The following is a 21766-nucleotide window of genomic DNA, read 5'->3' as shown; positions in this document are numbered from 1 at the left end:
AGCGAACGCGGATCAGCCGAGCCTTGAGAGTGAGTAGAATGGTCTGGAATGTCCAGCAATATGGGTGATAGCCCCGTATACGAAGCTCAACGGGACGAATTAAGTAGGGCGGGACACGTGAAATCCTGTCTGAAGATCGGAGGACCACCTTCGAAGGCTAAGTACTCCTTACTGACCGATAGCGAACCAGTACCGTGAGGGAAAGGTGAAAAGCACCCCGACGAGGGGAGTGAAACAGTTTCTGAAACCGGACGCCTACAAGCAGTCGGAGGAGCCTCGAGCTCTGACGGCGTACCTTTTGTATAATGGGTCAACGACTTGGTCTTACGAGCAAGCTTAAGCCGATAGGTGTAGGCGCAGCGAAAGCGAGTCTTAACAGGGCGTCGAGTTCGTGGGATCAGACCCGAAACCGAGTGATCTAGCCATGTGCAGGATGAAGGTTGGGTAACACCAACTGGAGGTCCGAACCGACACCCGTTGAAAAGGGTCCGGATGACGTGTGGCTAGGGGTGAAAGGCCAATCAAACTCGGAGATAGCTGGTTCTCCGCGAAAGCTATTTAGGTAGCGCGTCGATTGTATTCTCCCGGGGGTAGAGCACTGCATGGATGATGGGGGCCCACAGCCTTACTGAGTCTAAGCAAACTCCGAATACCGGGAAGAACTGATCGGCAGACACACGGCGGGTGCTAACGTCCGTCGTGGAGAGGGAAACAACCCTGACCAACAGCTAAGGCCCCCAATTCGTGGCTAAGTGGGAAAGCATGTGGGACTTCCAAAACAACCAGGAGGTTGGCTTAGAAGCAGCCATCCTTTAAAGATAGCGTAACAGCTCACTGGTCTAGTTAAGAGGTCCTGCGGCGAAGATGTAACGGGGCTCAAGCCACGAGCCGAAGCTTTGGATGCACTGTGAAGTGCGTGGTAGCGGAGCGTTCTGTGATATAGAACGCTGCCTCCTTATCTCCTTCGGGAGTATTGGAGGCAATGTTCTGACTGTGAAGCCGGGCTGTAAGGCATCCGGTGGAGTGATCAGAAGTGAGAATGTTGACATGAGTAGCGACAAACAGGGTGAGAGACCCTGTCGCCGAAAGTCCAAGGGTTCCTGCTTAAAGCTAATCTGAGCAGGGTAAGCCGGCCCCTAAGGCGAGGCCGAAAGGCGTAGTCGATGGGAACCAGGTTAATATTCCTGGGCCGTGAGATGGTGACGGATCTGAACCGTTGTTCGACCTTATCGGATTGGTCGGGCAGCCTACAGGTCCCTGGAAATAGCCTCTCTATAAGACCGTACCCGAAACCGACACAGGTGGACTGGTAGAGAATACCAAGGCGCTTGAGAGAACCACGTTTAAGGAACTCGGCAAAATGCCTCCGTAAGTTCGCGAGAAGGAGGCCCCATCTGTAGGCAACTATAGGTGGGGGGCACAAACTAGGGGGTGGCGACTGTTTACTTAAAACACAGGGCTGTGCGAAGCCGTAAGGCGACGTATACAGTCTGACGCCTGCCCGGTGCCGGAAGGTTAAAAGGAGGGGTGCAAGCTCTGAATTGAAGCCCCGGTAAACGGCGGCCGTAACTATAACGGTCCTAAGGTAGCGAAATTCCTTGTCGGGTAAGTTCCGACCTGCACGAATGGCGTAACGATCTCCCCGCTGTCTCAAACGTGGACTCAGCGAAATTGAACTGTGTGTCAAGATGCACACTACCCGCGGTTAGACGGAAAGACCCCATGAACCTTTACTACAGCTTCACACTGGCATCAGGATTGTGATGTGCAGGATAGGTGGTAGCCTTTGAAGCCGGAACGCTAGTTCCGGTGGAGGCATCCTTGAGATACCACCCTTCGCACTCTTGATGTCTAACCGCGGTCCGTTATCCGGATCCGGGACCCTGTGTGGCGGGTAGTTTGACTGGGGCGGTCGCCTCCCAAAGAGTAACGGAGGCGCGCGAAGGTGGGCTCAGACCGGTCGGAAATCGGTCGTTGAGTGCAATGGCAAAAGCCTGCCTGACTGCGAGACTGACAAGTCGAGCAGAGACGAAAGTCGGCCATAGTGATCCGGTGGTCCCAAGTGGGAGGGCCATCGCTCAACGGATAAAAGGTACTCTGGGGATAACAGGCTGATGGTGCCCAAGAGTCCATATCGACGGCACCGTTTGGCACCTCGATGTCGGCTCATCTCATCCTGGGGCTGGAGCAGGTCCCAAGGGTACGGCTGTTCGCCGTTTAAAGAGGTACGTGAGCTGGGTTTAGAACGTCGTGAGACAGTTCGGTCCCTATCTGCCGTGGGTGTAGGATACTTGAGAAGAGTTGCCCCTAGTACGAGAGGACCGGGGTGAACGGACCACTGGTGGACCAGTTATCGTGCCAACGGTAGTGCTGGGTAGCTATGTCCGGACAGGATAACCGCTGAAAGCATCTAAGCGGGAAGCCCCCTTCAAAACTAGGTATCCCTTGAGGGCCGTGGAAGACCACCACGTCGATAGGCTGGAGATGTAAGTGCAGTAATGCATTCAGTTGACCAGTACTAATTGCCCGATTGGCTTGATTTGATCCAGTAGTAGACAGACACTCCTACAGATCAAAATCATGCATACGAACACAACTTGACTTGGACGCTCTTTATTCGGTTTGGTGGTCATAGCGCTGGCTATACACCCGGTCCCATTCCGAACCCGGCCGTTAAGGGCCAACACGCCAATGGTACTGCGTCTCAAGACGTGGGAGAGTAGGTCACCGCCAAACCTAATAAAGAGCGTCAATCATCTCTATAACGATACCCCCCCAATCAGACACATCCTTACGCGGGATGGAGCAGCCCGGTAGCTCGTCAGGCTCATAACCTGAAGGTCGTAGGTTCAAATCCTACTCCCGCAACCAAATAAAAAGCCGTCTCATCAGAGGCGGCTTCGCGCATTCTTGACACAGCAAAAATAGACCGGAAAATCCGCTCAGAAGAGCGAATGAAGACGGGCATCAAGAGCCTCCGCCTGCAAAATCTCCAGACGCACAGGCAATGTCAGCACCTCACCACGCAAGGATGAAGGCAAACGCGCAGCGTCCTTCTCCGTCGTCACAAGCTGTAAACCATCCGCCTGCGCATCATGCAAAAGACGCGACAACAGCGCAGCCGTGAAAGGCTGGTGGTCACCAAGTGACTCCGTCCGAACAACCGACGCACCCAAGCCTCGTAGCGTATCGAAAAACTTCTCTGGATAACCAATCCCCGCAAACGCCAAACACCGCAATCCACGCCAGTCCATACCCGTCGGCAACGGGGCCAGGTGGCCAGTAAAATGAGGGCAGGGAAGATAAGCGCCCCAGCGCGACGCAAAACGCTCTTGCGCCGCAGCCTCCCCGATCGAAACAACAAGATCAGCCCGCGAAAGACCCGCAGATACAGGCTCCCGCAACGGACCCGCTGGAAGGCAAAGCCCGTTCCCAAAACCTCGATGGACCGGCCCCATGGCCTTTGTCGGCCTTCGATCATGGACGGCCTGCTCCAGTGCATCTAGGACAAAACCAGTCTACGCCGAGGTGCTGGCGCGCCAGCCGACGATCTTGCGCGCATAGGCTTCGATGACGAAGGCCACATAGACGAACCCTTTCCAAGTCGGGACGTAAGTAAAATCGCTCACCCAGAGCATGTTGGGCGCCGGAACCCGAAACTCGCGTTTTACCTTGTCCAACGGGTATGTGGCCTTTTTGTCCGGGATCGTTGTCCGATGCGGTTTGCCGCGGATGATACCCTGGATGTCCATGTCCCGCATGAGCCGTGCTACCGTGCAACGCGCGATAGCGAAGCCTTCCCGGAAAAGCTGCCGCCAGACCTTACGGACGCCGTAGACCTTGTAATTCTCCTCCCAGACGCGTTCGATCGGGCCGCAGGGCGGCATCACGACGGGCACGGTCCCACAACCGGGCTGGATTGGCCCGCTTGGCAAGATGATCTTGGAATGTGGAAGGGGCAATCGGCAGCACCGTGCAGATTGGCTCGACCTCATGCGCATCACGATGCGCCTCGATCAAATCCGCCATAACTTCGACCGGCGGTCGAGCTCCGCCATCGCAAAATATGCGTTCGCCAATGTCTCGCGGACCATTGGCGTTCCATTGGCTCACCCTTGCGCAGGATCTCATTGGTCGGGAGCAGTTCGCGGTTCTCCCGCTCCGGCGCCTTCATGCGCTCGGTCATCTCGCTGGGGACGCCTGCACGCTTGCCGCTATCAAGCTCGGCCTTCTTAACCCACTTGTGCAACGTATTCGTCGATCAGCCGATCTTCGCGGCAATCGAGACAACGGACTGCCAGCAAAATTCATGCTGACCCGCATTGTCGAGAACCATCCGAACCGCTCGTTCGCGGACTTCAGGAGAATATTTGTTCGTTGTTTTGCTCATAGTGCGCCATCTCACTCAAGAGTTGGAGCCTCCGGCAAACCCAGTGCGGTTCAGGTCTTCCGCGTCCTAACATCAAACTGGTAGGCCCGGAGGGATTTGAACCCCCAACCAAGGCGTTATGAGCGCCCTGCTCTAACCGTTGAGCTACAGGCCCACCATTGAGAATGGTCAGTAGCATAAATAAGGGCGGGGTCAAGAAATCTTGGGGCAAATCCTCAGCCGCCGATTGCCCGTAGGCCCCGCATGCGCTAATGGCAACACAACTTTATTTCCCAAGGAGCGCGTGGGCCCATGAGCGAAAAGACGAGCGACAAAACGAATGGTCTGACCTATGCCGATGCAGGCGTCGATATCGATGCGGGCAATGAGCTGGTCGAACGCATCAAACCTGCGGCCAAGCGGACCGCGCGTTCGGGCACCGTATCGGGGCTTGGTGGGTTCGGCGCGCTGTTCGATCTGAAGGCCGCGGGTTATAATGATCCGGTGCTGGTGGCCGCGACCGATGGTGTGGGCACGAAGCTGCGCATTGCGATCGACACCGGAAATGTCGATACGATCGGCATCGACCTCGTGGCGATGTGCGTGAATGACCTCGTGTGCCAAGGCGCCGAGCCGCTGTTCTTCCTTGATTATTTCGCGACGGGCAAACTCGAGCTGGACTCTGCGACCCGCATCATCAACGGCATTGCCGAGGGCTGTGCGCAGTCGGGCTGTGCGCTGATCGGGGGCGAGACCGCCGAGATGCCGGGCATGTATCACAAGGGTGATTTCGACCTTGCGGGCTTTGCCGTGGGCGCGATGGAGCGTGGCACGCTTCTGCCCGAGGGTGTTGAAGAGGGGGATGTGCTTCTGGGCCTCGGCTCCAATGGCGTGCATTCCAACGGCTATTCCTTCGTGCGTAAGGTTGTCGAGATGTCGGGTCTTGGCTGGGATGCTGATTGCCCTTGGGGCGAGGGCTCGCTCGGCGAGGCGCTGCTTGCGCCGACTCGCCTCTATGTCACGCAATGCCTTAAGGCGTTCCGTGCAGGCGGCGTTCATGCACTGGCCCATATCACCGGCGGTGGCCTGACCGAGAATCTGCCGCGCGTCCTGCCCGAGGGGCTGGGGGCCGAGATCGATCTCGACGCCTGGGAGTTGCCGGGTGTGTTCCGCTGGCTGGCAGAGACCGCCAAGATGGAAGAGCCGGAACTCCTGAAGACCTTCAACTCCGGTATCGGCATGATCGTCGTGGTGGCCAAAGACCGTGCCGAAGCCCTGACCGAGCTTCTGCGCGCCGAGGGCGAAACCGTGACGCAGATCGGCACGATCACCGCAGGCGAGGGGGTTGCCTATAAGGGCAAGCTCCTGTGAAACGTGTTGCAATCCTGATTTCGGGGGGCGGATCCAATATGGTCCGCCTCGTCGAGGCCATGCAGGCCAGAGGCTTTGCCGAACCCGTTCTGGTCGCGTCGAATGACGCGCAGGCGGGGGGGCTGGTGAAGGCTGCGGCGATGGGCGTGCCCACGGCCGCGATCGACCACCGTCCGTTCGGCCGTGACCGTGCGGCCTTCGAGGCGGAGCTTCTCAAGCCGATCCTGGCGTCCAAGCCCGATATCCTCTGTCTTGCGGGTTTCATGCGCGTGCTGACGCCGGAATTTGTCGAGCGTTTCGCGGGACGGATGCTGAATATCCATCCCTCGCTCCTGCCGAACTATCCGGGATTGCACACGCATCAGCGCGCGCTGGATGCGGGCGATACGGAAGCCGGCTGCACCGTGCATGAGGTGACGCCCGTTCTCGATGATGGCCCTATCCTCGGTCAGGCCAGTGTCCCTGTGCTCGCGGGGGATACGGCCGATACGCTTGCGGCGCGGGTTCTGGTGCAGGAACACAAGCTCTATCCGGCAGTGCTCGAACGCTATGTCGCAGAGGATCGCAGCTTCCTCCAGCTTTGAGAAAAACCCGGCCTCTGGTCGGGTTTTTGCGTTCCGGACGGTATTGCATGGCTGTGCCGGCCCGCCGTGCAGGCCCGCGCAGGCGGATGCGCGATTGTGCAAGCGGGCAGGGGTTGTCTGGGCGGCGTTTCTGCATATCTGCTCTGGCGAAGGTCGGGTCTGTGACGGCCCTTCCAACCTCAAACAGGAAAGACATCATGACGAGCACCGAAACCCTTTTCCGTCCGTTCTCCTATAAGGGCCTGACGCTCAAGAACCGTATCGTGATGGCACCGATGACGCGCAATATGGCCCCCGCGGGTGTGCCCAATGGTGACAACGCGGCCTATTATGCCCGCCGCGCGGCACAGGATGTGGGGCTGATCCTGACCGAAGGCACGGTCATCGACCGTCCCGCCTCGCGTAACCTGCCCAATATCCCCTTCTTCCATGGCAAAGAGGCACTGGCAGGCTGGAAGGCCGTGGCCGAGGCCGTGCACGAGCAGGGAGGCAAGATCGCGCCCCAGATCTGGCATACCGGCTCGACCCGTGGGGGCGACTGGGAACCGGAGGCGCCCGTCGAGAGCCCCTCGGCGCTCGTTGGCCCCGATGACCCGCGTGGTGTGGAAATGTCCGAGGCTGATATCCAGGCGACGATCAAGGCCTTCGGTCAGGCCGCGGCCGATGCCAAGGCGAACGGGTTCGACACGGTCGAGATCCATGGTGCACATGGCTATCTGATTGACCAGTTCTTCTGGGAGGGCACCAATAAACGCACCGATGGTTGGGGAGGTGCGACCCTGCCCGAGCGGTCCCGCTTTGCCGTCGAGGTGGTGAAGGCCGTGCGCGCAGCGGTTGGCCCCGATTTTCCGGTGATCATGCGCCTGAGCCAGTGGAAGCAGCAGGATTACACCGCCAAACTGGCAAAGACCCCTGCCGAGATGGAGGCATGGCTAATGCCGCTCAAGGAGGCGGGGGTCGATATCTTCCACTGCTCGCAGCGTCGTTTCTGGGAGCCGGAATTTCCCGAGATCGATGGCGAGGGCGGCCTCAACTTCGCAGGCTGGGCCAAGAAAATCACCGGTGCGCCAACGATTTCGGTGGGCTCGGTCGGGCTTTCGGGAGAGTTTCTGGCGGCCTTCGGTGGCGAAGGGTCGAAAGTGACTCCTCTCGATAATCTCGTCGAGCGTATGTCGAAAGACGAGTTCGACCTGATCGCTGTGGGTCGTGCGCTCCTGTCGGATGCGCAATGGGTGACCAAGGTCAAAGAGGGTCGCAGCGACGAGCTGACCGGTTTCGACGCCAAGGATCTTGCGACGCTCTCGTGATAAAATGCAGCGCGTCAGGTGCTTTGGGCGCTTGACGTGCTCGGGCGGAGTGGCTATTTCTCCGCCCACACCTTCGCGGGTGTAGTTCAATGGTAGAACGGCAGCTTCCCAAGCTGCATACGAGGGTTCGATTCCCTTCACCCGCTCCATTACCCCCCATCCCTATCGATATACACCAAGTGCCGCTTGCGGTCCGGCTTGCGCCCTATGCCTGCAGAACAGGCCCGCGAAGCCATGGTAGACAAGCCCTTTATGTGTTTCCGGCGAAAAAGAAGATCGTTTACGATAATTACACCCCATGGCTGCTAGCTTCGCTACAGATGCGGAACGCATATGCGCCAGGCGGGGAGAGCCGAATGGAAATGGGATTTATTTCGCGGATCGGGGCGGTGACGCTCAATCCCGCAAACCTGACCGATCTTGCAGACAGGTTCGGGTCGGATAAGGGTACGATAAAGCATCGCTATAGCGAACTCTACCACATGCTCTTCCACCCCTATCGCGACCGGCCGATCAATTTCCTCGAGATGGGTTTGCAGATCGGTGGGCCGGAACATGGCAAGAGCGCGGACCGGACGACCACCGATCTCCCGTCGATCCGGATGTGGCTCGAGTTCTTCTCGATGGCGCAGATCCACGGGCTGGATGTGTCGGATTTCGGCTGGTTCGAGGATCCGCGCTTCCATTTCCATCGCTGTGATATGGATTTGCGCGAGAACATCCGTAGGGCTGGAGATCTCTTGCCGGAACTCGATATCATCATCGACGATGCGAGCCACGCGTCCCATCACCAGCAGAACGCCTTTCTGGAGCTCTTTCCCAAATTGGCCTCCGGTGGGCTCTATATCATCGAGGATCTACGCTGGCAGCCGCCACCCTATGAAAAGGACGGGATCACCAAGACGGCGGCTCTGTTCCGTGGCTTCTCCGAGGGCCGCAAATTCGAGCATAACGATCCGCAGATCGAGGCAGAATTCACCCGTCTCGCACCGCAGATTTCCGGCTGCTTCATGTTTACCGCACGCTATCACAAAAAACGCGCCGATCAGGTGGCGGTGATCCATAAACGCTAGACGGGCGCGCCAATCCCACTCATAGAGCGTGCGAGGGCAGGGCCGCACCCTGCCTCGTGACAACAGTGGAAGAGGCTTCCCCATGACTATCAAACGTATCGGCACCGGCGCGCGTATGAGCGAAGCCGTGGTGCATAACGGCACCGTCTATCTGGCGGGGCAGGTCGGCACGCCGGGCAAATCCGTCGCAGACCAGACGCGCGATGCGCTGGCCGAGGTGGACCGCCTTCTGGCCGAAGCGGGCTCGGATAAGGAACATATCCTCTCGACGCAGATCTGGCTGGCCGATATGGCCGATTTCGCCGAGATGAATAGCGTTTGGGATGCCTGGGTTGCCCAGGGCCATACACCCGCGCGTGCAACCGGCGAATCGAAACTGGCCGCGCCGGAATATCTGGTCGAGGTGATCGTGGTGGCGGCGGTCAAGTAACCGCCTGTGCCTTGCGGCGGCCTTATGCGGCCGCCGCTTCTGCCGCCAGCAGGCGGATACGTTCGACCATCGCCCGCAGTCCGTTCGAGCGTTGCGCCGAGAGGTGGTCGTTCAGGCCCAGCCGCGCCAGTTCGGCCTCGGCATCGGTTGCCGTGACTTCGGTCACGGTCAGACCGGAATAGAGCGCATGCAGGATTGCGATCAGGCCCTGCACGATCATCGCATCCGACTCGCCATCAAAAGCAAAGCGCGCCTGCGGGCCGGTCCCCTCGATCCGCGGCAGGAGCCACACCTGGCTGGCACAGCCCTCGACCTTGGTGGCAGGCACCTTCACGGCATCGTCAAGTGGCGGCAATTCCTTGCCCAATTCGATCACATGGCGGTAGCGATCTTCCCAATCGTCCAGAAATTCGAATGTATCGGCGATTTCCTCGAATGCTTCGCTGGCCATTTTTCCACTCCGCGGCTTGTTTCTTGGCCAATACCTAGACCCAAGCCTGCCAAGGGTCCAGAGCCGCCTTTTCAAAGCCGGTGCAATAGGCTAGGGAAAAGAAGATCAAGTGCCGGAGAGACCATGAGAAAACCGTTCCTTGCTTCGCTTGCCATTGTGCTGGCGCTTTCTGCCTGTGGCAGCCTCCGCGAAAGCCGCATGAATCCGTGGAACTGGTTCGGGTCTTCGACCGAAGAGAAAACCACGCCTACGCTCGCGCCCAAGGGGGGCTATGAGGCCGCTCTTGCGGATAATCGTAGTGTGATTGCTGAAGTCACCGCATTGTCCATCCGGAAAACCTCCGGTGGAGCCATTGTTGAAGTAACGGCCCTGCCGCCGACCCAAGGCTGGTGGAATATCGGTCTGATCGCCGAGAATGACGGACGCCCTGTAAACGGAGAGGTGCGTTATACGCTGGTGGGCTTCCCGCCGGCCGCTGGCAGCCCCGAGGCGACCCGCGCAGGCACGGTCAGCTCGCGTCAGGTGACCGCCGCCGCCTATATCGACAATTTCAAACTGGCCGATGTGCGCAAGGTGACCGTGGTGGCCGCCACCAATAGCCGCAGCGCCAGCCGATAACCTTTGCCAGACGCAACGGTTGCGATTAGCCTCCTGTAATCCGCAGGAGGCTTTTTCATGTCGCATCTCTTGATCGCCTATCTCGCCTATTTTCTGGCCGTCGCCAGCCCCGGTCCCAGCACGCTTGCCATCTTGGGCACCGCAATGGCTTCGGGGCGCAGACCCGCGCTGGCCCTGGCGTCAGGGGTGGTCAGTGGCAGCCTGATCTGGGCGGGGCTGACCGCGCTCGGGATGGGGGCGCTGCTTTTGTCTCTCGTCCAGCTCATCTGGCTGCTCAAACTCGCAGGCGGGCTCTATCTGATGTATCTGGCATGGAAATCTCTGCGCTCGGCCTCGTGTCCGCCGCCAGCAGCGGGTCGCGGACAGTCCCCCGCGGCCGCCTATCGGCGCGGGCTGTTGCTGCATCTGACCAATCCCAAAGCGATCCTCGGCTGGGCCGCGACTTTTGCCCTCGGGCTGCCCGAAGGGGCAGGCGGGGCCGAGATGGCCGCGCTGTTTGCAGGCTGCGCGGCCATCGGTATCTGCGTGAATTTCGGCTATGCTTGGGGCTTCTCGCAGGGGGCCGTCGCGCGGACCTATCTGCGCGCGCGGCGCTGGATCGAGCGTAGCCTCGCGGCCGTCTTTGCTGCCGCCGGCCTGCATCTGATCCTATCGCGCGGCTAACCGCATGAAAAAGGCGCAGCCAGTGGCCGCGCCCGTCTGTATCACAATGTGACGCGTTACAGCGTGATCAGCTTGATATCGCCATTCTCTGCCGAGAGCGCGATCTTGCCCTCGGACAAACGGATCGCGTCCTCGCCAAAGACCTCGCGACGCCAGCCCGAGAGGGCGGGCACATCACGCTTGCCGGCGGCGATCGCATCCAGATCATGCGAGGAGGCGATCAGCTTGGGCGCGACGCCCGTCTGATTGGATTTCGCCTTCAAAAGCACGCGCAACAGATCGGCCAGCGCCGAGTCGACCTGCAGATGATCGCTGTCGCTCTGCACCTTGGGCATTTTGTCGGCGGGCACGGCCAGCCCTTCCTTCACGGCGGTGATGATCCCCTCGGCGATCTCGCCCTTGCGGGCCTCGCGCAGCAGGAGCCGCGATTTGCCCAGATCGTCGAGGCTCACGGGCTTGGTGGAGGCCAGCTCCAGCAAGGCGTCGTCCTTGAAGATACGCGAGCGCGGAATATTGCGGTTCTGCGCGAACCCTTCCCGGAAGCGTGCCAGCTCGCGTACGACCGAGAGGAATTTACCAGAATGGGTGCGGGTCTTCACGCGCAGCCAGGCTTCCTCGGGGCGGGTGATATAGGTCTCGGGGTTAAGGAGAATACCCACCTCTTCCTCGACCCAAGGGGCGCGGCCCGATTTCTTCAGCTGCTTGGCCAGATATTCGTAGATCACGCGCAGATGGGTAACATCGGCAATCGCGTATTTCTGCTGTGCGGGAGTGAGCGGGCGGCGTGACCAGTCGGTGAAGCGCGAGGTCTTGTCGAGCGATTGTTTGGCGATCTTGCGCACCAGCGTCTCGTAGCCCACCTGTTCGCCAAAGCCGCAGACCATTGCCGCAACCTGCGTATCGAAGAGCGGATCGGGGAAGACCTGCGCATCGGTGAAGAAGATCTCCAGATCCTGACGCGCAGCATGGAAGACCTTCACGGTTTCCTTGTGGCGGAAGAGCTCATAGAGCGGCTCGAGCGAGATGCCCTTGGCCAATGGATCGATCAGGACCGCCTCGCCCTCGACACCGTCATGACTTGGCAACGCCATCTGGACAAGGCAGAGCTTCGACCAATAGGTGCGCTCGCGCAGAAATTCGGTATCCAGCGTCACATAGGGTTCCGCCTTCGCCTTCTCGCAGATGACCGCAAGCGCTTCGGTGGTCGTAATCATATCCATAGCAGGCCTTGTCAAGTTGCGCGGGGTCATCCCGCTGTCACTTTGTCTTTAGCTCCGCAGATCGGCTTTGGAAAGAGCGCGCGGGTGCATGGCCGCCAAAGCGGGCCTGCAACGCCGCGCTTTTCAATCGGTCTGCAGGATGGTGCGGGCATCGTAATTGTAGATCCAGTCATATTTTCCGATCAGCAGATCGGGCGCGAATTTCGAGAGCGCGCGCATCCCCAGATGGCCCACCACACGCGGCAGGCCCGAGAGATGGTAGTTGCGCGCGTTCTTGTTGGCGGCCTCCACGATCTCGCTGCTGCGCTCGCGGCGGGCGGTCTGGTAGGCGGCAAAGCCCACCTCGTCCTCGCCATGCAGCGCCAGCGCCTGTGCCAGGATCCACGCATCCTCCAGCGCCATATTCGCTCCCTGGGCCAGGAAGGGCAGGGTCGGATGGGCGGCATCGCCAAGGATCGCGCAATTCGGGCCGAACCAGCGGCGGGCCACGGGATGGCGGAACAGTCCCCAGAGATAGGGGTCCTCGACCTGTTCGAGCCAGCCGCGCACCTCGGGGCAGAACTCCTGGAAGGCAACACGTAGCGTCATCGCATCATCGCGGATATGCCAGCCTTCCTCGGCCCAGCGACTGCGCTCCTCGACAGCCACGATATTGCGCATGCCATTCGAGAGTGGGTAGCTGACGATATGTTTTTTGGCCCCCATGAACACGCGGGCCACGGGTGGCTCGGCACGGGGCATCGGGACCATGGCGCGCCATGCGACCTGATTGGTGAAGAAGGGTTTGGCCTCGCCATTGAGCGCCCCGCGCAGCTTGGAATGCAGCCCATCCGCGCCCAGCACCGTGCCGGGGCGGGAGGTGGCGCCATCTTCGAAGGTCAGGACCGGACCGTCATCGGTGATCTCGACGGCCTCGATCCTCTGGTCCAGCCGGATCTCGACCCCTGCATCGCGCGCGCCTCCGGCCAAAAGCGCAATCAGCTCGGGACGACGGACGAAATAATAGGGCGCATTGGGGCGGCGCATGGCCATATCGAGCCGCGTCACCGGCTCGCCGGTTTCGCCATTTAGCAGCTCGACCGCCTTCAGACGGGGGCTCGTGGCCGCCAGCTCCGTTCCGAGCCCCAGCGCGTCCAGCACCTTCATTCCGTTGGGAGAGATCTGGATGCCCGCACCGACCTCACCCAGCTCGGGCGATTGTTCGAGCACGGTGACCCGCGCACCATGCATGGCAAGCGCGCGTGCAAGCGCCAAGCCGGAGATACCCGCCCCGAGAATGGTGAACTCTCTGCCGACCAGCATGGAAACCTCGCCCGTAAAAATGCGACCACCGGCATGGAGGATCCATGCCGGGGTGCATATACTCAGACAACATTAACCAAAGACCCGCAATGCCAAAAACCACAGCCAGTGGCATGCGAATGAAAAACACAAAAAAACGCAGGCAGAGCCTACGTCAATCAGTCGTCGCGATGAACCCGCTCACGGCGCTCGTGGCGCTCCTGCGCTTCCAGCGTCATGGTGGCGATCGGTCGCGCATCCAGACGACGCAGCGAGATCGGCTCGCCGGTTTTCTCGCAATAGCCGAATTCACCTTCATCGATACGGCGCAGCGCCGCGTCGATCTTCACCACCAGCTTGCGCTGACGGTCACGGGTGCGCAGCTCAAGGGCGCGGTCGGTTTCTTCCGAGGCGCGGTCCGCGACATCGGGAACAGATCTTGCGGATTCCGAGAGACCTTCAAGCGTTTCGGCGGATTGTGCCAAAAGCTCGTGCTTCCAATCGTTGAGTTTGCGACGGAAATATTCCAGTTGACGATCGTTCATGAACGGCTCGTCTTCAGCCGGGCGGTAATCATCCGGAAGAAAGATTTCGGGTTTCATGACTGGCCTTTCTATGGTGCCTGACCCTTTGGGTAGTTGTGTGTTCGTGCCTTGCTGGATGCACGATTCCACGCCGCCCGAATACCCGACCCGAGACAGTTTGTCACGTTCTAGCGGGGTTCGATGCTTAGTTTAGGGGCGGTGCCTGATTTTTATGCAACGGCTCTTTTCGCTATGGCGTAAAGGTAGCCGTTTGAGGCTTAATGGGCGCAGGCAAAGGGAGATTTGTCATGCAATTCCAATCGACCGACAGCTATATCGCGCCGACCGACCTGACGGTGGCGGTCAATGCGGCGGTGGCGCTGGAGCGGCCATTGCTGGTCAAGGGCGAGCCCGGCACCGGCAAGACCGAACTGGCGCGACAGGTGGCGCAGGCGCTGGGGATGGAGATGATCGAGTGGGGGATCAAATCCACGACCCGGGCGCAGCAGGGGCTTTATGAATACGATGCGGTCTCGCGGTTGCGTGATAGCCAGCTGGGCGATCCCAAGGTCAGCGAGATCGGCCATTACATCCGCCGCGGCAAGATCTGGCAGGCTTTCACCGCGTCCGAGCGCTGCGTGCTGCTGATCGACGAGATCGACAAGGCTGATATCGAGTTCCCGAACGACCTCCTGCAGGAGCTCGACCGGATGGAGTTCCATGTCTACGAGACGGGCGAGACCATTCGCGCGACCCACCGCCCCGTGGTCATCATCACCTCCAATAACGAGAAGGAGCTGCCCGACGCTTTCCTGAGGCGCTGTTTCTTCCACTATATCCGCTTTCCCGAGCCCGAAGTGCTGGCCAGAATCGTCGAGGTGCATTTCCCGCAGATCAAGCCCAAGCTTCTGGCCGAGGCGCTGACGCGGTTCTACGAGATCCGCGAGACGCCCGGTCTGAAGAAGAAGCCCTCCACCTCGGAGGTGCTCGACTGGATCAAGCTCCTGCTGATCGAGGATCTTGCGCCGGAGGATCTGAAATCGGACGGGGTAAGCCTGCTGCCCAAACTGCATGGGGCGCTTCTGAAGAACGAACAGGATGTGCATCTCTTCGAGCGGCTGGCCTTTGCCGCAAGGGGTAGGCGGTAGCGGGTGAATATGGAAAAGGGGCCAAGAGGCCCCTTTTCTTATTGCAGATACGGCATCGGATCGACGCTCTCATAGCCTTGCCTGACCTCGAAATGCACAAAGCCCGGATTGCTGTTGCGGACTTTTGCGATGGTCTGGCCGCGCTTGACGGTGCCATCTTTCTGGACGGAGATATTGTCGATATTGGCATAGACGGTCAGCAGGCCGTCCGCATGGCGCAGCACAAGGATCGGCACCTGATCGGTATCTTTGGTGATTGCGGCCACCGTGCCATCGGCTGCGGCTTTCACGGGGGTGCCGGCTGCCGCCGAGATATCGACCCCGTCGTTCTTCTTCTTCACATAGGGGCGGATGATCGAGCCGCTGACCGGCATCAGCAGTTTCGCCGAATTGGAGGCGCTGACCTGCTTGCTCAGATTGGGCACGGAGGAGGTATCTACCGGCGCCGATGCCGGTTTTGTGCTCTGCTGCGGCAGCGGCTCTGCCGCCGAAGGCGGCGTGGGCGTGGCGCTGCCCTGACCGGGTTGGCTGGTGGTGACCTTGCCCGTGGCAGGAAGGGCAGTGGGGATCAGCAGATACTGGCCCTCATGGACGCTCATATCCGAGGGCAACCCGTTCCAGTCGGCCAATGATTTGACAGGGATGTCGTAATAGCGCGCGATGGAATAGGCGGTCTCGCCACGGGCCACGCGGTGACGGACGGGTTCGGGGCCTGCGGGTTTGCCTGCAACCGGTTTGCTGGCTGCGGGGGCGGCCGCCGGAGTGGTCGCGCCAGACGCTTGCGAGCGGTCGATGGCATTGGAGGCAAGAGAGGTGATGTCGATATTCTCGGCACCGCTTGCGGTGGTGGCACCGGTATAGGAGCCGGTCCCGACCGGTTCCTGCACGCGGCTCGGTAGCACAAGAACCGCGCCCTGATTGAGCGTGGTGGAGGTGCCAATGGCATTGTAGCGCGCTAGATCATTGGCGTTCACACCCACGCGCGCGGCCACGCTTGCCACGGTATCGCCGCGACTGGCGACGGCCACCTGATAGGTGGGATAGGAGATGATGCCACGATTGTCGGATTGCGGGCGCGGGGCGGTGGCCCGTTGCGCCGCATCGGTGGTATCGAAGCCGATCTGGGAATATTTCCGCAGGTCGGGATCGAAGCCCGATGGCATACAGGCAGACAGCGCGGCCGCAGCACAGCCCATCATCAGGAAGGTTGCAAGACGGGGGCGTCTGTAAGAAGTCATCGGCGCTCTTTCCTCTTTGGTTCCTGCCCCTGTCGGGCCCTTTTTAGCTGTTGTAGACACTGGGGCGGGAACCGCAACCCGTTCCGGCATCACTCGTTTGCCAGCCCTTCGACCAGCGGCACGAAGCGGACCGAGCGTAGCTCCTCGTAATCGAAGCCGGTTTCGAGGCGGCGCACACGGATCAGGCTCTGCACGGTGTCGGACTGGCCCACGGGCAACACCATGATACCGCCCGGTTTCAGCTGCGACAAGAGCGGACCCGGAGGGTCTTCGGCGGCGGCCGTCACGATGATGCGGTCGAACGGGGCCTGATCGGGCAGACCGAAGCTGCCATCACCCGCCAAGGCCACGATATTGGACAGATCGAGCGCGCGGAACACATCCTCGGCATCGCGGATCAGCTGTTTGTAGCGGTCGACCGTATAGACGCGGCGCGCCAGACCCGAGAGGATCGCGGCCTGATAGCCCGAGCCTGTGCCGACCTCCAGCACCGTGTCGCGCGGCCCGATCTCGAGCGCCTGTGTCATCAACCCGACGATGGAGGGCTGGCTGATGGTCTGGCCGCAGCTGATCGGCAGCGGCATGTCCTCATAGGCGCGTCCCGCAAAGATGCCGCGCACGAACTTCCCGCGGTCGATCCGTTCCATCACCTTGAGCACGGCAGCATCGGTCACACCGCGCGAGCGGATCTGGAACAGGAAGCGCATCTTGCGCTCGGCATCGTCGTCGGGCGTGCTCATTCAAGGACCGTTTCCAGTTTGCCCAGGACATCATGGGCGGTCAGATCGGCGCGCATCGGCGTGACCGAGATATAGCCATCGAGATTGAGAGCGGCATCGGTGCCTGGCGCTGTGGCTGTGTGTTGCGGGCCGCCCTTTACCCAGAGGAATTTCTTGCCCGAGGGCGAGAAGGTGGCCTCGGTGGTGAAGAAACTATCGGTGCGGTAGCCCAGAGGTGCGGCCTTGCTGCCTTTGACATCGGCGCCCGGGACAGGCGGGAAATTGATGCTGTAGAAGACGCGATAGGGGCCATCATCCCAGATGCCGTTTTCCCAAAGCTTGCGGACAAGGGCCGGGCCATGCTGGCGCGCGGCTTCAAAGGGGTCATCAAGCACAGAGGTGCGCGGGCCCATGAACTGGCTCAAACCGATGGCGGGGATGCCCTGCAAAGCGCCTTCCATAGCGCCGCCCAACGTGCCGGAATAAAGTGCGTTCTCGGCGGAATTATTGCCGCGATTGACACCCGAGAGGATCAGATCGGGGCGGGCGTCCGACAGGATGTCGTAGATGCCGGCCAGCACGCAATCGGCAGGGCTGCCCTCGACGGCAAACCGGCGCGGTCCCAGCTCGGCGGTCAGCATCGGACGCGAATAGCTGATGCAATGGCCCACGCCCGATTGCTCGAAGGCGGGGGCGACGGTCCAGACCTCTCCTGCGGGTCCGGCAAGACTTTTGGCGATCTCTTCAAGGACGCTCAGGCCCGGTGCATTGATCCCGTCGTCATTGGTGATGAGAATGCGCATATCTGCCCCGAACCTCTTAGCTGAAGATGATGGAGCGATGCGGCTACGCACGCGCCCCTTTGTGCTTGAGCTAGGTGATAACGCGGCCTCCGCGAGCGGTAAAGCGCCGAAGCCCCCGCGCTGCGGCAGGACGCTGCACAAAGGTCACAGGGCGTGTCCTTCGCGCCGCATTGCGGCAGACTGCCTCAGGCTTGGGCATTCAAGGGCCGGAACGCTGCTGGATCAGGCAGGCTGGGGCAGCAGGCAGTCGATCAGACGCTGTGCCTCGTCACGCGGTCGGGCGAGGGGGGCGCGCTCCTCGCCGGGGAAGAAGCGCGCCCGCAGACCCGTCGGCATGGGGCGCGGCGAGAGGATGCTGACCTTCGGGCCGATCGTGGCGGTTTCGGCCGCCCAAGAGCGGGCGAGGGCGATCTGGGCGGCCTTGGTGGCGCCGTAGCTCCCGAAGAATTTCTCCCCGCCATGGGTGTCGTCGAAAAAGACGGCCTGTCCGGTGCGGGCGCGCAGAAGGGGCTCCATCATCGGGATCAGCATGGCCGGCAGTGTCAGATTGATGGCGATGGCCGCCTCCATATCTTTCTGGGCGATATGCGCGGCGGGCGAGAGCGGGGTGCCGTGGATCGCCGTATGGCACCACAGATCCACACCGCCCCAGCGGGTGGCGATGGCCTGCCCCATATGCTGGACCTGCGCGGGATCTTTGAGGTCAAGCGGCGCGAGCGTCGCACGGCCCCCCCTGGCCTGGATGCGGTCATCGAGTTCCTCCAGCGCGCCCACGGTGCGGGCGACGGCCATGATATGATAGCCACGTGCGGCCAGCGCTTCGGCAAGACCTGCGCCCAAGCCGCGGGAGGCACCGGTGATGAGGGCGAGTCTGTCATGCGGCATCGGGTCGTCCTTATGTTGTGCTCCGCGCCGGAGCCGGTTTCTCTCGGGCCATCGAGGCCCTCGCGAAACCGGTCGGGGCCGCTGGCCCCTCCGGCGTCATCCATCTGTCAGCTACGAGAAAAGGCCGGGAATCTCCCGGCCTTTCCATGATCTGTATCAAATGCAGCTTTGATCAGCGGTCTTCGACGGGCACATAATCGCGTGCGGTCGCGCCGGTATAGAGCTGGCGCGGACGGCCGATCTTGCCGGTCGGATCCTCGATCATCTCTTTCCACTGCGAGATCCAGCCGATGGTGCGCGACAGCGCGAAGATCGGGGTGAACATCGAGGTGGGGAAGCCCATCGCTTCGAGGATGATGCCCGAGTAGAAGTCCACGTTGGGGTAGAGTTTCTTCTCGACGAAATAGGGGTCCTCGAGGGCGATTTTCTCGAGTTCCTTCGCCACCTGCAGGAGCGGGTTATCCTCGATACCCAGCAACGCCAGCACCTCGTCCGCCGATTCTTTCATGACCTTCGCCCGCGGGTCGAAGTTCTTGTAGACGCGGTGACCGAAGCCCATGAGGCGGAAGGGATCGTTCTTGTCTTTCGCCTTCGCGACATATTCCGGAATGCGGTCGACGGTGCCGATTTCACGCAGCATCTCGAGGCAGGCCTGGTTGGCGCCACCATGTGCCGGACCCCAGAGGCAGGCGATGCCGGCAGCGATACAGGCGAACGGGTTGGCGCCCGAGGAGCCCGCGAGGCGCACGGTAGAGGTCGAAGCGTTCTGCTCGTGATCGGCATGGAGCATCATGATGCGGTCCATGGCTTTGGCAAGCGCGGGCTCCACATGATAGGGCTCAGCCGGAACCGCGAAGCACATATGCAGGAAGTTCGACGCGTAATCGAGATCGTTGCGCGGATAGACGATCGGCTGGCCGACCGAATACTTATACGCCATCGCGGCGATGGTCGGCAGCTTCGCGATCATGCGGATCGCGGCGACCTCACGCTGCCACGGATCGTTGATGTCGAGGCTGTCGTGATAGAAGGCAGACAGGCCACCCACGACACCGACCATGGTCGCCATCGGGTGTGCATCGCGACGGAAACCACGGAAGAAGTTGTTGATTTGCTCGTGCAGCATCGTGTGACGGGTCACACGATATTCGAAATCTTCCATCTGCGCCTTGTCCGGCAGTTCCCCGTAGAGAAGCAGATAGCAGGTCTCGAGGAAATGCGAGTTCTGCGCGAGCTGGTCGATGGGGTAGCCGCGATGCAGAAGCTCGCCCTTTTCCCCGTCGATGAAGGTAATTGCGGATTCACAAGACGCGGTCGAGGTAAAGCCCGGATCATAGGTAAAGACGTCAGCCTGTGCATAGAGCTTGCGGATGTCGATGACATCCGGGCCTGCAGCCGGAGAAAGCACGGGGAGATCGTAGGACTTCCCGTCCAGGGTGAGCGTCGCCGTTCTATCAGCCATTGGGTTCCCTTTCGTAATGCCGGCTGGGCCGCGCCGGTCTGTAATTATCCGGTCGAGCCGGAAGGTGGCCCGGCCTCAGGCCACCTGATCACTCAGCCTCGCCACGGTCTCGTCGCGACCGAGGATCAGCATCATATCGAAAACACTAGGGCTTACTGAACGCCCTGCCAGAGCCGAGCGCAAGGGGGCAGCAAGCTTGCCAAGCCCCAGTCCATGCGCCTCTGCGACAGTTTGTACAATTGCCTCCAATTCCTCTCGCGTCCAGCTAGCATTTTGCAACTGCGGCGTCAATTCTTTCAGGATACCACGGTATACCGCATCCAAAGCCTTTTCCGATTTCTCGTCCAGTTCCAGCGGACGCTGGTTGAGGACAAATGCCGCTTTTTCAAGGAGTTCTGGGAAAGTCTTCGCGCGGTCTTTCAGGCAATACATTGCCCGCTCCAGGTCGGCTTTTTGTGCGTCAGAAAGCAGGGGCTGTTCGGCAGCTGCAAGATAGCCGTCAATTTGAGCAACAATATCGGCGTCATTCATCACGGCGATATGCTGACCGCAGATATTGGCGAGTTTCTTGAAATCGAGCCGCGCGGGAGATTTGCCGATTCCGCCCAGATCGAACCATTCGCGGGCCTGCTCGTCGCTGAAAAATTCATCATCGCCATGGCTCCAGCCGAGGCGCGTCAGATAGTTGCGCATGCCGGCCGCCGGATAGCCCATGGCCTGATATTCCTCGAGGCCGACCGCGCCGTGGCGTTTGGAAAGCTTTTTGCCATCGGGGCCATGGATCAGCGGAATATGCGCGAAGGTGGGCACATCCCAGCCCATCGCATTATAGACCAGCATCTGACGGGCGGAATTCGTCAGGTGGTCATCGCCACGGATCACATGCGTGACGCCCATATCATGATCATCCACAACCACAGCAAGCATATAGGTAGGCGTACCATCAGAACGTAAACAGATCATGTCGTCGATCTGGTCATTGCGGATGGTTACATCGCCTTGCACGGCATCCTTGATCACCGTCTTGCCCTCGAGCGGCGCTTTCACGCGGATTACGAAAGGCGCGTCGGGATGGGTCGAGGGGTCCGCATCGCGCCACGGGCTGCGGAAGAGGGTGGATTTACCCTCGGCCTTGGCGGTGTCGCGGAAGGCTTGGATCTCGTCCTGGGTCGAGAAGCACTTATAGGCCTCGCCACGCGCCAGCATTTCGTTGGCCACTTCGGCATGGCGGGGCGCGCGCTCGAACTGGCTGATCGGGTCGCTGTCGAAATCGAGGCCCAGCCAGTCGAGCCCTTTCATGATCGCCGCCGTGGCCGCATCGGTCGAGCGCTCGCGGTCGGTATCCTCGATCCGCAACAGCACCTTGCCCCCCATATGGCGGGCATAGAGCCAGTTGAAGAGTGCGGTGCGCGCGCCCCCGATATGCAGGTAGCCGGTCGGCGAGGGGGCAAAGCGGGTGACGATCTGGTCGGACATCGTGAGGGCCTTTCGAGGCGCCATTTAGCGCGCATTAAGCATTTGGAAACCATGTTGCCTGACCGTGGTCGGCGTAGGGTTCCGGTTTCTTTGCGTCGATGAATAAGAGGCACAGCCCGGAAGGACAAGGGTTCGAGCCATCAC

The 21766-nt window shown here is 60.6% G+C and carries 18 protein-coding genes, 3 tRNA genes, 2 rRNA genes, 1 pseudogene and 1 other annotated feature (1 of these 25 cut by a window edge); of the genes and pseudogenes, 12 read left to right on the top strand and 12 right to left on the bottom strand.

All coding sequences use genetic code 11. The annotated features are described in order from the left end of the window. The 3 genes from WDB91_RS13505 to WDB91_RS13495 form a co-directional block, all read left to right on the top strand. Positions 1–2543, top strand: a 23S ribosomal RNA gene (locus WDB91_RS13505); it begins 288 nt to the left of the window's first position. A 78-nt stretch (positions 2544–2621) separates the two neighbouring features. Then, positions 2622–2736 (top strand): 5S ribosomal RNA (gene rrf, locus WDB91_RS13500). Between the two features lie 58 nt (positions 2737–2794). Then, positions 2795–2871: transfer RNA gene (locus tag WDB91_RS13495), tRNA-Met, on the top strand. Between the two features lie 71 nt (positions 2872–2942). Here WDB91_RS13495 and WDB91_RS13490 read toward each other — a convergent pair. Continuing rightward, positions 2943–4390, bottom strand: a pseudogene (locus WDB91_RS13490) (IS3 family transposase). Then, positions 3955–4071 (bottom strand) — a sequence feature (AL1L pseudoknot). It overlaps the preceding pseudogene by 117 nt. Before the next feature lie 78 nt (positions 4391–4468). Then, positions 4469–4544, bottom strand: a tRNA-Ile gene (locus WDB91_RS13485). Positions 4545–4681: 137 nt separating this feature from the next. Here WDB91_RS13485 and purM point away from each other — a divergent pair. From purM to WDB91_RS13455, 6 genes are all read left to right on the top strand, one after another. After that, on the top strand, positions 4682–5740 hold the full coding sequence (gene purM / locus WDB91_RS13480; protein ID WP_339113057.1) for a phosphoribosylformylglycinamidine cyclo-ligase: 1059 nt from the start codon (positions 4682–4684) through the stop codon (positions 5738–5740). Continuing rightward, positions 5737–6324, top strand: coding sequence for a phosphoribosylglycinamide formyltransferase (purN, locus tag WDB91_RS13475; RefSeq protein WP_339113056.1), 588 nt, complete (start codon positions 5737–5739; stop codon positions 6322–6324). Before purM ends, purN begins: the two co-directional genes overlap by 4 nt. A gap of 197 nt (positions 6325–6521) precedes the next feature. Further along, a complete protein-coding gene (locus WDB91_RS13470; RefSeq protein ID WP_339113055.1) occupies positions 6522–7631 on the top strand; it encodes an NADH:flavin oxidoreductase in 1110 nt (369 codons plus the stop codon). Between the two features lie 75 nt (positions 7632–7706). Continuing rightward, a tRNA-Gly gene (locus WDB91_RS13465) sits at positions 7707–7780 on the top strand. 207 nt (positions 7781–7987) lie between these two features. Further along, complete coding sequence (locus WDB91_RS13460) at positions 7988–8704, top strand: hypothetical protein (RefSeq protein WP_339113054.1); 717 nt, start codon at positions 7988–7990, stop codon at positions 8702–8704. Between the two features lie 82 nt (positions 8705–8786). After that, positions 8787–9134, top strand: a complete 348-nt coding sequence (locus WDB91_RS13455; protein ID WP_339113053.1) for a RidA family protein — start codon at positions 8787–8789, stop codon at positions 9132–9134. A 22-nt stretch (positions 9135–9156) separates the two neighbouring features. On the opposite strand, the gene WDB91_RS13450 is transcribed toward WDB91_RS13455, so the two are convergent. Continuing rightward, complete coding sequence (locus WDB91_RS13450; protein ID WP_339113052.1) at positions 9157–9585, bottom strand: SufE family protein; 429 nt, start codon at positions 9583–9585, stop codon at positions 9157–9159. Between the two features lie 123 nt (positions 9586–9708). Between WDB91_RS13450 and WDB91_RS13445 the strand changes: the two genes are divergently transcribed. Next, positions 9709–10203 carry a hypothetical protein gene (locus tag WDB91_RS13445; protein WP_339113051.1) on the top strand — a complete coding sequence of 165 codons (495 nt, stop codon included), beginning with the start codon at positions 9709–9711 and terminating at the stop codon, positions 10201–10203. A 57-nt stretch (positions 10204–10260) separates the two neighbouring features. Further along, complete coding sequence (locus WDB91_RS13440) at positions 10261–10866, top strand: LysE family translocator (RefSeq protein WP_339113050.1); 606 nt, start codon at positions 10261–10263, stop codon at positions 10864–10866. A gap of 56 nt (positions 10867–10922) precedes the next feature. Here the strand turns inward: WDB91_RS13440 and rnd are convergent, their stop codons facing one another. From rnd to dksA, 3 genes are all read right to left on the bottom strand, one after another. Then, positions 10923–12086, bottom strand: coding sequence for a ribonuclease D (gene rnd, locus WDB91_RS13435; RefSeq protein ID WP_339113049.1), 1164 nt, complete (start codon positions 12084–12086; stop codon positions 10923–10925). Positions 12087–12209: 123 nt separating this feature from the next. After that, positions 12210–13388 (bottom strand): FAD-dependent monooxygenase, encoded by a 1179-nt coding sequence (locus WDB91_RS13430; RefSeq protein ID WP_339113048.1) that lies wholly within the window; start codon positions 13386–13388, stop codon positions 12210–12212. A gap of 158 nt (positions 13389–13546) precedes the next feature. After that, positions 13547–13969 carry an RNA polymerase-binding protein DksA gene (gene dksA / locus WDB91_RS13425; RefSeq protein WP_339113047.1) on the bottom strand — a complete coding sequence of 141 codons (423 nt, stop codon included), beginning with the start codon at positions 13967–13969 and terminating at the stop codon, positions 13547–13549. A 230-nt stretch (positions 13970–14199) separates the two neighbouring features. Here dksA and WDB91_RS13420 point away from each other — a divergent pair, with 230 nt between their 5' ends. Continuing rightward, complete coding sequence (locus tag WDB91_RS13420; RefSeq protein ID WP_339113046.1) at positions 14200–15039, top strand: MoxR family ATPase; 840 nt, start codon at positions 14200–14202, stop codon at positions 15037–15039. 38 nt (positions 15040–15077) lie between these two features. Here the strand turns inward: WDB91_RS13420 and WDB91_RS13415 are convergent, their stop codons facing one another. The 6 genes from WDB91_RS13415 to gltX all read right to left on the bottom strand — a co-directional run bounded on the left by WDB91_RS13415 (position 15078) and on the right by gltX (position 21622). Beyond that, on the bottom strand, positions 15078–16235 hold the full coding sequence (locus WDB91_RS13415; protein WP_339114525.1) for a peptidoglycan DD-metalloendopeptidase family protein: 1158 nt from the start codon (positions 16233–16235) through the stop codon (positions 15078–15080). Between the two features lie 131 nt (positions 16236–16366). Next, on the bottom strand, positions 16367–17017 hold the full coding sequence (locus tag WDB91_RS13410; RefSeq protein WP_339113045.1) for a protein-L-isoaspartate(D-aspartate) O-methyltransferase: 651 nt from the start codon (positions 17015–17017) through the stop codon (positions 16367–16369). Next, positions 17014–17799 carry a 5'/3'-nucleotidase SurE gene (surE, locus tag WDB91_RS13405; protein WP_339113044.1) on the bottom strand — a complete coding sequence of 262 codons (786 nt, stop codon included), beginning with the start codon at positions 17797–17799 and terminating at the stop codon, positions 17014–17016. Before surE ends, WDB91_RS13410 begins: the two co-directional genes overlap by 4 nt. Positions 17800–18021: 222 nt before the next feature. Next, the gene (locus tag WDB91_RS13400; RefSeq protein WP_339113043.1) at positions 18022–18684 is read right to left on the bottom strand and encodes an SDR family NAD(P)-dependent oxidoreductase; all 663 of its coding nucleotides are present in this window, start codon (positions 18682–18684) and stop codon (positions 18022–18024) included. 172 nt (positions 18685–18856) lie between these two features. Then, the gene (locus WDB91_RS13395; protein WP_339113042.1) at positions 18857–20146 is read right to left on the bottom strand and encodes a citrate synthase; all 1290 of its coding nucleotides are present in this window, start codon (positions 20144–20146) and stop codon (positions 18857–18859) included. Positions 20147–20221: 75 nt separating this feature from the next. Further along, positions 20222–21622 carry a glutamate--tRNA ligase gene (gltX, locus tag WDB91_RS13390; RefSeq protein WP_339113041.1) on the bottom strand — a complete coding sequence of 467 codons (1401 nt, stop codon included), beginning with the start codon at positions 21620–21622 and terminating at the stop codon, positions 20222–20224. Positions 21623–21766 lie beyond the last annotated feature (144 nt).

This window comes from Thioclava sp. GXIMD2076, from assembly GCF_037949795.1.
In the GTDB taxonomy this organism is placed as follows: domain Bacteria; phylum Pseudomonadota; class Alphaproteobacteria; order Rhodobacterales; family Rhodobacteraceae; genus Thioclava; species Thioclava kandeliae.
This window is presented reverse-complemented; position numbering and strand designations above follow the sequence as displayed.